This window comes from Kosakonia beeri (genome assembly GCF_054165705.1).
Genome location: NZ_CM135106.1, coordinates 380919 through 393225 on the forward strand (window position 1 = coordinate 380919; position 12307 = coordinate 393225).

The window sequence follows — 12307 nt, forward strand, 5'->3', positions numbered from 1 at the left end:
CTTAAATAAATCACGTAACCTTCCGGTTTAGGCCGGAAGGTTACGCGTTGTCCGTGATAAACTGAGAAAATCTCTCTCAGAAAATAATGTCAGGACGATGAAAAAGAAAAGACCCGTACTTCAGGATGTGGCCGATCGCGTGGGCGTGACCAAAATGACGGTCAGCCGTTTTTTACGTAACCCGGAACAAGTTTCCGTGGCATTACGTGGCAAAATCGCGGCTGCGCTTGATGAACTGGGTTATATTCCCAATCGCGCTCCCGATATCCTTTCTAACGCGACCAGCCGCGCTATAGGCGTGTTACTTCCTTCTCTGACCAACCAGGTTTTTGCCGAAGTGTTACGCGGTGTTGAAAGCGTAACGGACGCGCACGGGTATCAAACGATGCTGGCGCACTTCGGTTACAAAGCGGAACTGGAAGAGGAGCGTCTGGAATCTATGCTCTCCTGGAACATTGACGGTCTGATCCTCACCGAACGTACGCACACGGCGCGCACGCTGAAAATGATTGAAGTGGCGGGCATTCCGGTAGTGGAACTGATGGACAGTCGTTCGCCTTGCCTGGATATTGCCGTCGGTTTTGACAACTTCGAAGCGGCGCGGCAGATGACGGCAGCTATCATTGAACGCGGTCACCGGGGCGTCGCTTATCTTGGCGCACGTCTGGATGAGCGTACTATCATCAAACAGAAGGGTTACGAGCAGGCGATGCTGGATGCCGGGTTAACGCCGTACAGTGTGATGGTAGAACAATCTTCTTCCTACACCGCCGGCATTGAACTGATGCGTCAGGCACGGCGCGAGTACCCGCAACTGGACGGGATTTTCTGCACTAACGATGACCTGGCGGTCGGCGCGGCGTTTGAGTGCCAGCGGCTGGGGCTACGTATCCCTGAAGATATGGCAATCGCCGGGTTCCACGGTCACGACATTGGCCAGGTAATGGAGCCGCGTCTGGCAAGCGTGCTCACGCCGCGTGAACGTATGGGGCGTATTGGCGCCGAGCGTCTGCTGGCGCGCATTCGTGGTGAGGCAGTTACGCCGAAAATGTTAGATTTAGGTTTCACTTTGTCACCAGGTGGATCTATTTAGTCTGACAAATTTGAAGTAGCTCACACTTATTCATCTCTGGCACGAATGGATATTGCTTCTCCATTACCCCAGCAGGACAATGTTACCGATAACAGTTACCCGTAACAATTCACTCTTGCACCTGTGGGGGCCTCCCTTTGAGCACGACTAATCTTGATCACCATGTTTATGTCCTGATGGGCGTTTCCGGCAGTGGTAAATCGGCTGTTGCCAGCGAAGTTGCGCATCAGCTGCATGCCGCGTTTCTCGACGGCGACTTTTTGCACCCGCGAAGCAACATCACCAAAATGGCATCCGGCGAGCCGCTGAATGACGATGATCGCAAACCGTGGCTGCAGGCACTTAACGATGCAGCTTTCGCCATGCAACGCACTAATAAAGTGTCGCTGATTGTCTGTTCGGCACTGAAAAAACACTATCGCGATCTGCTGCGTGACGGTAATCCAAACCTCTCCTTTATCTACCTGAAAGGGGATTTCGAGGTGATCGAAAGCCGCCTGAAAGCGCGTAAAGGCCACTTCTTTAAAACCCAGATGCTGGTCACCCAGTTCGACACGCTGGAAGAGCCGGGCGCAGATGAGCGCGATGTGCTGATTGTTAATATCGACCAGCCGCTGGACGGTGTAGTGGCCAGCACAATTGACGTCATTAATAAAGGCAGTGCGCAGTGAGTACATTAACGCTTGTTTTAACAGCAGTCGGCTCTGTGTTGCTGCTGCTGTTTTTAGTGATGAAAGCCCGTATGCACGCTTTTGTCGCTTTGATGGTGGTTTCTATTGGTGCAGGGCTGTTCTCGGGTATGCCGCTGATTAAGATCGCGCAGACCATGGAAAAAGGCATGGGCGGTACGCTGGGCTTCCTGGCGATTGTGGTCGCACTTGGCGCTATGTTCGGCAAAATTCTGCATGAAACCGGCGCAGTGGATCAAATTGCCGTCAAAATGCTTAAATCTTTCGGCCACAGTCGCGCGCATTATGCGATTGGTCTGGCGGGTTTGATTTGTGCGTTGCCGCTATTTTTTGAAGTGGCGATTGTGCTGCTCATTAGCGTGGCGTTTTCCATGGCGCGCCACACCGGTACAAACCTGGTGAAACTGGTGATTCCGTTGTTTGCAGGTGTCGCAGCGGCTGCCGCGTTCCTGCTGCCAGGGCCTGCGCCGATGCTACTGGCATCGCAGATGCATGCCGACTTTGGCTGGATGATCCTGATTGGTCTTTGCGCGGCCATTCCTGGCATGCTGATTGCCGGTCCGCTGTGGGGCAATTTTATTAGCCGCTATGTGGAATTGCACATTCCGGAGGAGGTCAGCGAACCCCATCTGGGTGAAGGCAAAATGCCATCGTTCACCTTTAGTCTGGCGCTGATCCTGCTGCCGCTGGTGTTGGTGGGGATGAAAACCATCGCCGCACGCTTTGTCACAGAAGGCAGTAACCTCTACGACTGGCTGGAATTCATCGGTCATCCCTTCACTGCAATTCTCGTTGCCTGCCTGGTGGCGATTTATGGCCTGGCGATGCGCCAGGGGATGGCGAAAGATCGGGTAATGGAAATTTGCGGGCACGCACTGCAACCGGCAGGGATTATTCTGCTGGTGATTGGCGCAGGCGGCGTGTTCAAACAGGTGCTGGTTGACTCCGGCGTTGGCCCGGCGCTCGGCGAAGCACTAACAGGGATGGGTTTGCCTATCGCCATCACCTGTTTTGTGCTGGCTGCGGCGGTGCGCATTATTCAGGGCTCTGCCACCGTTGCCTGCCTGACTGCAGTGGGGCTGGTGATGCCGGTCATCGAACAACTGCACTTCAACGGCGCGCAAATGGCAGCACTCTCTATCTGTATCGCGGGTGGGTCAATTGTGGTGAGCCATGTCAACGATGCCGGTTTCTGGCTATATGGCCGCTTTACCGGAGCGACCGAAGCGCAAACCCTGAAGACATGGACGATGATGGAAACCATCCTGGGGACCGTCGGCGCGATTATTGGCATGATTGCGTTTACGCTGCTGAGCTAAATCGGCCTGGCCCGGTGACGTTATGCTTGCCGGGCCTGTCTGTCCCGCAGGCCGGAAAAGGCGAAGCCGCCATCCGGCCTTTTTCATGTTATCCCTTCATCCATACCCGAATGCCATCAAGGAACATCTGGGTGGCGAGCATCACCAGAATTAACCCCATCAGACGTTCCAGCGCATTTACACCTTTCTCGCCAAGCAGACGCAGAAACAGCGAAGATTGCAGCAGAATCGCCACGGTACCGCCCCAGGCAATCAGCAATGCGATCACCAGGTGGCCCATCCGGTTAGGGTACTGATGCGATAACAACATCAATGTCGCCAGCAGCGTCGGTCCAGCGACCAGGGGGATGGCCAGCGGCACAATAAAGGGTTCTTCGCCTGCGGGCAGGCCGCTGCTGCTGCCAGACTCGCTGGGAAAAATCATCTTAATGGCGATCAGAAACAGAATAATGCCGCCAGAAATTGAAACCGTCTCGGCACGTAAGTTAAGCAGGGCGAGGATCTTTTCGCCGGCAAACAGGAAGATAAACATCACCAGCAGCGCGATAAGCAATTCGCGGATCATGATCGCCCGGCGGCGTTTTGGCTCAGTGTGTTTCAACACCGACATAAAGATGGGAAGGTTGCCCAGCGGATCCATTATCAGGATCAACAGCACGGTGGCGGAGATGATATCAGTCATTCATTCTTATCCCTGATGCAGGCGGCTGGATGGCATAATTAGCCGCGTTTCTGATGCATTCGCTATCATTGATTAATTTCACTTGCGACTTTGGCTGCATTTTGTAATGTGGGCAATGGTCCAGTCGGAAACTGGTTCGCATACACAGCACACATCTCTGCAGGAACTTCGCTATGAAAAATGTTGGTTTTATCGGCTGGCGCGGTATGGTCGGCTCCGTACTCATGCAACGCATGAGCGATGAGCGCGACTTTGACGCCATTCGCCCTGTCTTCTTCTCAACTTCACAGTTTGGGCAGGCTGCTCCCGCGTTTGGCGGCCAGCCAGCAGGCACGCTCCAGGATGCCTATGATCTGGAAGCGCTGAAGGCACTCGACATTATTGTCACCTGCCAGGGCGGCGATTATACCAACGAAATCTATCCAAAGCTCCGTGAAAGCGGCTGGCAAGGTTACTGGATCGATGCTGCCTCTTCTTTACGCATGAAAGATGACGCCATTATTATTCTCGACCCGGTTAACCAGCACGTCATTAACGAAGGGCTGAACAATGGCATTAAAACGTTTGTTGGCGGTAACTGCACCGTCAGCCTGATGCTGATGTCTCTTGGCGGCCTGTTCGCCAATGATCTGGTGGAGTGGGTTTCCGTGGCGACTTATCAGGCGGCTTCTGGCGGCGGTGCGCGTCATATGCGCGAACTGCTGACGCAGATGGGCCAGTTGCACCACCGTGTTGCTGGTGAGCTTGCGGATCCGGCTTCTGCCATTCTGGATATTGAGCGTAAAGTGACGGCGCTGACTCGCAGCGGCGAACTGCCGGTCGATAACTTCGGTGTGCCGCTGGCGGGAAGCCTGATCCCATGGATCGATAAACAACTCGACAACGGTCAGAGCCGCGAAGAGTGGAAAGGCCAGGCCGAAACCAACAAAATTCTGAATACCTCAAGCATTATTCCTGTTGATGGTTTGTGCGTGCGTATTGGCGCGCTGCGTTGCCACAGCCAGGCATTCACCATCAAACTGAAAAAAGACGTTTCTATTCCGACCGTGGAAGAGCTGCTTGCTGCGCACAACCCGTGGGCGAAAGTGGTGCCAAACGATCGTGAAGTGAGTATGCGCGAGCTGACTCCGGCTGCCGTAACCGGCACGCTGACAACGCCGGTTGGTCGTCTGCGTAAACTCAATATGGGGCCGGAGTTCCTTTCTGCCTTTACCGTGGGTGATCAGTTGTTGTGGGGCGCGGCGGAGCCGCTGCGCCGGGTGCTGCGCCAGCTGGCGTAAGAACACTCAGAGCAAAAAGGGCGCTTCGGCGCCCTTTTTTTATGCTTTTTTCCCGCCAGACAGCGCGATTGTGTTTATTTTTTTAACAGACTGAAAGCGTTGGCTATGCTTTATGTTGGGTGTCTTAACATTTTGCCTGAAAAGGGACCGCGCAGAGCAAATTCCTATGGAGTGCTGCGCCGTCCGGGTCAAAAAAAGTATCGCAACCGAACGTAACAACGGTGGAAGGTGCGATACCACTACAACAGGATGAGAATAATGTCCGTTCATGTTGATAAAGACGTGATTGACGCGCTAATTGCCGGTCATTTTGCCGATCCCTTCTCCGTACTGGGAATGCATTCGACCGACGCGGGTCTTGAAGTTCGCGCCCTGTTGCCAGATGCCACAGAGGTGTGGGTCATCGAGCCAAAAACCGGGCGCAAAGTTGGCAAGCTCGAATGTCAGGACTCCCGGGGCTTTTTCAGCGGCGTACTGGAACGTCGCAAAAACCCTTTCTATTACCAGTTCGCCGTGGTCTGGCATGGCCAGGAGAACCTGATTGATGATCCTTATCGCTTCGGCCCGCTGTTGCAGGAAATGGACATCTGGCTGCTGAGCGAGGGGACACATACCCGGCCTTATGAAACACTGGGCGCGCATGCAGACACCGTAGATGGCGTCGTGGGTACGCGTTTCTCTGTCTGGGCGCCAAACGCCCGGCGCGTCTCGGTTGTCGGGCAATTTAACTATTGGGATGGTCGCCGCCACCCGATGCGTCTGCGACGCGAGAGCGGGATCTGGGAGTTATTTATTCCCGGCGCGCTCAATGGGCAATTGTATAAGTTCGAGATGATCGACGCGGAGGGTAATCTGCGTATCAAAGCCGATCCCTATGCGTTTGAAGCCCAGATGCGTCCGGACACGGCCTCGTTAATTTGCGGCCTGCCGGGCAAAAAAACGCAGAGTGAAGAGCGGCAAAAGGCGAATCAATTTGATGCGCCGATCTCCATCTATGAAGTTCACCTCGGCTCCTGGCGTCGCCATACGGATAACAACTACTGGCTGAGCTACCGCGAACTGGCGGATCAACTGGTGCCTTATGCCAAATGGATGGGCTTTACCCATCTGGAGTTGCTCCCGGTCAATGAACACCCCTTCGACGGAAGCTGGGGCTACCAGCCTACCGGGATCTATGCGCCCACCCGGCGGTTTGGCACACGTGATGATTTCCTGCATTTCATTCATACCGCGCATGCCGCTGGCTTAAGCGTCATTCTCGACTGGGTGCCGGGCCACTTTCCATCCGATGATTTTGGTCTGGCGGAATTCGATGGCACCAAACTCTACGAGCACAATGACCCGCGCGAGGGGTATCACCAGGACTGGAATACCCTGATCTATAACTATGGTCGCCGGGAAGTGAGCAACTTTTTGGTGGGCAACGCGCTGTACTGGATTGAACGTTTTGGCATTGATGCGCTGCGTGTCGATGCAGTAGCGTCAATGATTTACCGCGATTACAGCCGTAAAGAGGGAGAGTGGATCCCTAACGAATTTGGCGGGCGTGAAAACCTCGAGGCCATTGAGTTCTTGCGTAATACCAACCGTATTATCGGCGAGCAGGCGCCGGGTGCGGTCAGCATGGCGGAAGAGTCGACTGATTTTGCCGGTGTGTCGCGTCCTGCGTCGATGGGCGGGCTGGGTTTCTGGTTCAAATGGAACCTGGGCTGGATGCACGACACGCTGGACTATATGAAGCTCGATCCGGTGTACCGCAAGTATCACCACGACAAGCTCACCTTCGGCATGATCTACAACTACACCGAAAACTTTATCCTGCCGCTCTCGCACGATGAAGTGGTGCACGGCAAGAAATCGATTCTTGACCGGATGCCGGGAGATGCCTGGCAAAAATTTGCCAACCTGCGTGCTTACTACGCCTGGATGTGGGCTTTCCCGGGTAAAAAGCTGATGTTTATGGGCAGCGAATTCGCCCAGGGACGCGAATGGAACCACGACAGCAGCCTTGACTGGCATTTGCTGGAGGGCGGTGATAACTGGCACCACGGGGTGCAGCGGCTGGTGCGCGATATGAACCACCTCTACCGTCATCATAAAGCGCTACACGAGCTGGATTTTGATCCCTATGGCTTTGAGTGGCTGGTGGTAGACGATCACGAAGCGTCGGTTTTTGTCTTTGCGCGCCGCGATAAACAGGGCAATGAAATTATCGTCGCCAGTAACTTTACGCCTGTTCCGCGGCCCGGTTACCGCGTGGGCATTAATCAGCCGGGACGCTGGCGCGAAGAGCTGAACAGTGACTCCATGCATTACCACGGCAGTAACACCGGTAACGGCGGCGTAGTACACAGTGAGGCCATTGCTAATCGTGGCCATGAGCACTCGCTTCTTCTGACGTTGCCACCGCTGGGTACCATCTGGCTGGTGCGGGAGGGGGAATGACGCAACTGACGGCCGGTCATGCCACCCCCCACGGTGCACATGTGCTGGAGGAGGGGGTGAACTTCACCCTCTTTTCCGCCCATGCGGAGCGGGTGGAGTTGTGCATTTTCGATGATGAAGGCAACGAACAACGCCTCTCTTTGCCCGGGCGTACCGGCGATGTCTGGCACGGGTTTTTACCGGGTGCGCGGGCTGGGCTGCGTTATGGCTACCGGGTCCACGGCCCGTGGGATCCTGCAAAGGGGCACCGCTTTAATCCGGCCAAACTGTTGCTTGATCCGTGCGCGTTGCGGGTAGAAGGCGATACGCCCGACAACCCCCTGTTTCATAGCGGCTATGACAGCCCCGATCCGCATGATAACGCCGCCATTGCGCCGCGCAGCGTGGTCGTCGATGCCTCGTTCGACTGGCAACACGATGTCTCTCCGCGTATTCCCTGGGGTAACACCGTTATCTATGAAGCCCATGTGAAAGGGCTTACCTGGCTGCATCCGGACATCCCGCCTGCAATCCGCGGAACTTATAAAGCGCTCGGGCACCCGGTGATGATCGACTGGTTTAAACGACTGGGGATCACCGCGCTGGAACTGTTGCCGATCGCCCATTTCGCCAGCGAACCGCGCTTACAGCGACTGGGGCTTAGCAATTACTGGGGCTATAACCCGCTGGCGTTGTTTGCGTTGGATCCGCGCTACGCCAGCGTTCCCGAACAGGCCATCACGGAGTTTCGCGAGGCAGTGAGAGCACTCCATCAGGCCGGGATCGAAGTGATCCTCGATATTGTGCTTAACCACAGCGCCGAGACGGATCTGGACGGACCGACCTTCTCGCTGCGCGGAATTGATAACCGTAGCTATTATTGGATCAGAGAGGATGGTGATTACCACAACTGGACAGGCTGTGGTAACACCCTGAATTTGAGCCATCCCGGTGTGGTGGAGTATGCCCTCGCATGTCTGCGTTATTGGGTCGACACATTCCACGTCGATGGTTTTCGTTTCGACCTCGCATCGGTGATGGGCCGCACGCCAGCGTTTAGCCAGCAGGCCCCGCTGTTTACGGCGATTAAAAACGATCCGTTATTGCGCGATCTGAAATTAATCGCGGAGCCGTGGGATATCGGTCCCGGCGGTTATCAGGTGGGAAATTACCCCGCACCGTTTGCGGAGTGGAACGATCATTTCCGCGATGCAGTGCGTCGTTTCTGGCTGGAACAATCGCTGCCGCTGGGGGAATTTGCCGGGCGCTTCGCCGCCTCAAGCGATGTTTTCAAACGTGGAGGCCGGCTGCCGTCGGCATCGGTAAACCTCATCACCGCGCATGACGGTTTTACGCTGCGGGACTGCGTTTGCTTTAACCATAAGCATAACGAAGCGAATGGTGAAGATAACCGCGACGGAACCAACAGCAACCATAGCAATAATCATGGTGTTGAGGGGTTAAATGCCCCGCTGGATGTGACCGAAAGACGGCGCGCCAGCCTACACGCCCTGTTAACAACGTTGCTGTTGTCGCAGGGGACGCCAATGCTGCTGGCCGGAGATGAACAGGGCCACAGCCAGCACGGCAATAACAACGCCTATTGTCAGGACAATGCCCTGACATGGCTGGACTGGACTAAAGCGGATAGCGGCCTTGTTGCCTTTACCTCTGCGCTTATCCATCTGCGCCAGCAAATTCCGGCCTTAACCTGCGATACATGGTGGGAAGAGGGCGACGGTCATGTCGCCTGGCTGAACAATCAGGGAGAGCCGCTCACGGCAAAAGAGTGGCAACAGGGGATCCTGCGTTTGCAAGTGCTGCTGTCGGGCAATGTATTGATTGTGATTAATGCAACGCCAGAAGTAGCGGAAATCGTATTGCCCGAAGGGGAATGGCGCGCCATTCCTCCCTTTGCAGGAGATGACAACCCGGTCGTAATGGCTGTCTGGCATGGGCCTGCACACGGAACGTGTGTATTCAAGCGGTCATAAGAAAATGGAGTCAGTCATGGTGAGATTAGAAAAGAACGACCCTACAATGTTGGCTCGTCAGCTGCCATTAAAGTCTGTCGCCCTGATTCTGGCTGGAGGGCGCGGTACGCGCCTGAAAGATTTAACCACCAAACGAGCTAAACCTGCGGTGCATTTCGGCGGGAAATTCCGCATCATCGACTTTGCCCTCTCCAACTGTATTAACTCCGGTATTCGCCGTATTGGCGTCATCACGCAATATCAGTCGCACACGCTTGTGCAGCACATTCAGCGTGGCTGGTCATTTTTCAACGAAGAGATGAACGAGTTCGTTGATTTACTGCCCGCCCAGCAACGTGTGCATGGCGAACAATGGTATCGCGGCACGGCAGATGCGGTGACGCAGAACCTCGATATCATTCGCCGTTACGGTGCTGAGTACATCGTGATCCTCGCCGGTGACCATATCTATAAACAGGATTATTCGCGCATGCTGATTGACCATGTTGAGAAAGCAGCGCGTTGTACGGTGGCCTGTTTACCCGTGCCGGTACATGAGGCTACTGCGTTTGGCGTCATGGCCGTCGACGAGCAAGACAAAGTGATCGACTTTGTGGAAAAGCCGGCAAATCCTCCCAGCATGCCTGGTGATGACAGCAAAGCGCTGGCCAGCATGGGCATCTATATTTTCGATGCGGAGTATCTGTACGCCCTGCTCGAAGCCGATGATAAAAACCCCAACTCCAGCCACGACTTTGGTAAAGACATTCTGCCGCAGGTCGTCGAAGCAGGCATGGCGTATGCGCACCCTTTCCCGCTCTCCTGTGTGCAGTCGGATCCCGAGTCTGAACCCTACTGGCGCGACGTGGGGACGCTTGAAGCGTACTGGAAAGCCAATCTCGATCTGGCCTCGGTGGTGCCGGAGCTGGACATGTACGATCAAAGCTGGCCGATCCGTACCTATAATGAATCTCTGCCACCGGCAAAATTCGTCCAGGATCGATCGGGCAGCCACGGTATGACGTTGAATTCACTGGTTGCGGGTGGCTGCGTGATCTCCGGATCGGTGGTGGTTCAGTCGGTATTGTTCAATCGGGTACGGGTGAACTCGTTCTGCAATATCGATTCGTCGGTCCTGTTACCGGACGTCTGGGTGGGACGATCCTGCCGTCTGCGTCGTTGCATTATCGACAGAGCGTGTGAAATCCCTGAAGGGACGGTGATTGGCGAAAACGCGGAAGAAGATGCCCGTCGCTTTTATCGTTCCGAGGAAGGCATTGTGCTGGTCACGCGTGAAATGTTACGCAAGTTGAAAGTCTGAGTGCATTGATTCAAACCTTGCGCGGAAGGGTTCCGCGCGCTGTTTTCCCGCTAATGGCTTCGCTAACCGGGTGGTTTTGAACAGGAGCGATAATGCAGGTTTTACATGTATGTTCTGAGATGTTTCCGTTGCTGAAGACCGGAGGTCTTGCGGATGTAATTGGCGCATTACCTGCGGCGCAGATTGCCGGTGGTGTTGATACTCGCGTATTGCTTCCCGCGTTCCCTGATATTCGACGCGGTGTGACCGATGCAAAAGTGGTGAGCCGCCGCGATACGTTCGCCGGGCGCATCAACCTGCTGTTTGGTCATTTTAATGGGGTGGGGATTTACATGATCGATGCGCCGGATCTTTACGATCGCCCCGGCAGCCCATACCACGATACCAATCAGTTTGCTTACCCGGATAACGTGCTGCGTTTCGCGCTATTGGGCTGGGTGGGGAGCGAAATGGCCAGCGGGCTTGATCCGTTCTGGCGCCCCGATGTGGTGCACGCCCATGACTGGCATGCCGGGCTGGTGCCTGCCTACCTTGCTGCGAACGGTCGTCCGGCGAAATCTGTCTTTACGGTGCACAACCTCGCTTATCAAGGCATGTTTTATGCACACCATATGAATGACATCCAACTGCCATGGTCATTCTTTAACATGCACGGACTGGAGTTCAATGGGCAGATCTCGTTTTTGAAAGCAGGGCTGTATTACGCCGACCATATTACGGCCGTCAGCCCAACGTATGCCCGGGAGATTACCGAACCGCAGTACGCCTATGGAATGGAAGGGTTGCTGCGCCAGCGCCAGTTAGAAGGCCGCTTAAGCGGGATTCTTAACGGTGTGGATGAAAAGATTTGGGACCCGTCGACAGACCTGCTGCTGGGCGCGCGTTACACCCGGGATTCGCTGGAAGAAAAAGCAGAGAACAAGCGTCAGTTGCAAATCGCCATGGGACTGAAGGTCAACGACAAGGTGCCACTGTTTGCAGTGGTGAGCCGTTTGACCAGCCAGAAAGGGCTGGATTTAGTGCTGGAAGCTTTACCGGGGCTGCTGGAGCAGGGGGGGCAACTGGCCCTGCTTGGTGCGGGCGATCCGGTGTTACAGGAGGGGTTCCTCGCCGCGGCGGCTGAGCACTCCGGTCAGGTTGGTGTGCAGATTGGTTATCATGAAGCTTTCTCGCATCGCATTATGGGTGGCGCCGATGTGATTCTGGTGCCGAGCCGTTTTGAGCCATGCGGTTTAACACAGCTGTATGGCCTGAAGTACGGAACCTTGCCGCTGGTTCGTCGTACCGGTGGCCTGGCGGATACCGTTTCCGACAGTTCGCTGGAGAACCTGGCTGATGGTATTGCCAGTGGTTTCGTCTTCGAAGACAGTAATGCCTGGGCGCTGCTTCGTGCGATCAGGCGTGCTTTCGTGTTGTGGTCCCGGCCTTCGCTGTGGCGCTATGTCCAGCGTCAGGCAATGGCCATGGATTTTAGCTGGCAGGTCGCAGCGCAGTCGTACCGCGATCTTTACTTTCGGTTGAAATAG

General features: G+C 55.1%; 9 protein-coding genes. 8 read left to right on the forward strand and 1 reads right to left on the reverse strand.

Features of this window, described 5'->3' with window-relative positions:
* Positions 1-97: 97 nt before the first annotated feature.
* From gntR to gntU, 3 genes are all read left to right on the forward strand, one after another.
* Entirely contained in the window at positions 98-1093 is a 996-nt protein-coding gene (gene gntR, locus ACUY4S_RS01840; protein WP_312689734.1) for a gluconate operon transcriptional repressor GntR, read from the forward strand.
* A 137-nt stretch (positions 1094-1230) separates the two neighbouring features.
* Positions 1231-1764, forward strand: a complete 534-nt coding sequence (gene gntK / locus ACUY4S_RS01845; protein ID WP_312689732.1) for a gluconokinase — start codon at positions 1231-1233, stop codon at positions 1762-1764.
* A complete protein-coding gene (gntU, locus tag ACUY4S_RS01850) occupies positions 1761-3101 on the forward strand; it encodes a gluconate transporter (protein ID WP_312689730.1) in 1341 nt (446 codons plus the stop codon). The genes gntK and gntU overlap by 4 nt, the downstream gene beginning before the upstream one ends.
* Before the next feature lie 88 nt (positions 3102-3189).
* Here gntU and ACUY4S_RS01855 read toward each other — a convergent pair whose 3' ends face one another.
* Complete coding sequence (locus ACUY4S_RS01855; RefSeq protein WP_312689728.1) at positions 3190-3783, reverse strand: YhgN family NAAT transporter; 594 nt, start codon at positions 3781-3783, stop codon at positions 3190-3192.
* A 173-nt stretch (positions 3784-3956) separates the two neighbouring features.
* Here ACUY4S_RS01855 and asd point away from each other — a divergent pair, with 173 nt between their 5' ends.
* The 5 genes from asd to glgA all read left to right on the forward strand — a co-directional run bounded on the left by asd (position 3957) and on the right by glgA (position 12307).
* The gene (asd, locus tag ACUY4S_RS01860; RefSeq protein ID WP_312689726.1) at positions 3957-5063 is read left to right on the forward strand and encodes an aspartate-semialdehyde dehydrogenase; all 1107 of its coding nucleotides are present in this window, start codon (positions 3957-3959) and stop codon (positions 5061-5063) included.
* A gap of 258 nt (positions 5064-5321) precedes the next feature.
* Positions 5322-7508: a 1,4-alpha-glucan branching enzyme gene (glgB, locus tag ACUY4S_RS01865; protein WP_312689724.1), complete on the forward strand. Its 2187-nt coding sequence runs from the start codon at positions 5322-5324 to the stop codon at positions 7506-7508.
* On the forward strand, positions 7505-9481 hold the full coding sequence (gene glgX / locus ACUY4S_RS01870) for a glycogen debranching protein GlgX (RefSeq protein WP_458022866.1): 1977 nt from the start codon (positions 7505-7507) through the stop codon (positions 9479-9481). Before glgB ends, glgX begins: the two co-directional genes overlap by 4 nt.
* A gap of 16 nt (positions 9482-9497) precedes the next feature.
* The gene (glgC, locus tag ACUY4S_RS01875) at positions 9498-10781 is read left to right on the forward strand and encodes a glucose-1-phosphate adenylyltransferase (protein ID WP_312689720.1); all 1284 of its coding nucleotides are present in this window, start codon (positions 9498-9500) and stop codon (positions 10779-10781) included.
* A 92-nt stretch (positions 10782-10873) separates the two neighbouring features.
* Positions 10874-12307 carry a glycogen synthase GlgA gene (gene glgA, locus ACUY4S_RS01880; RefSeq protein ID WP_312689718.1) on the forward strand — a complete coding sequence of 478 codons (1434 nt, stop codon included), beginning with the start codon at positions 10874-10876 and terminating at the stop codon, positions 12305-12307.

Bases quoted from the DNA above. Each gene is read 5' to 3' on its own strand.
- gntR (WP_312689734.1), top strand. From the start codon at position 98: ATGAAAAAGAAAAGACCCGTACTTCAGGATGTGGCCGATCGCGTGGGC.
- ACUY4S_RS01855 (WP_312689728.1), bottom strand. From the start codon at position 3,783: ATGACTGATATCATCTCCGCCACCGTGCTGTTGATCCTGATAATGGAT.
- asd (WP_312689726.1), top strand. From the start codon at position 3,957: ATGAAAAATGTTGGTTTTATCGGCTGGCGCGGTATGGTCGGCTCCGTA.
- glgB (WP_312689724.1), top strand. From the start codon at position 5,322: ATGTCCGTTCATGTTGATAAAGACGTGATTGACGCGCTAATTGCCGGT.
- glgX (WP_458022866.1), top strand. From the start codon at position 7,505: ATGACGCAACTGACGGCCGGTCATGCCACCCCCCACGGTGCACATGTG.
- glgC (WP_312689720.1), top strand. From the start codon at position 9,498: ATGGTGAGATTAGAAAAGAACGACCCTACAATGTTGGCTCGTCAGCTG.
- glgA (WP_312689718.1), top strand. From the start codon at position 10,874: ATGCAGGTTTTACATGTATGTTCTGAGATGTTTCCGTTGCTGAAGACC.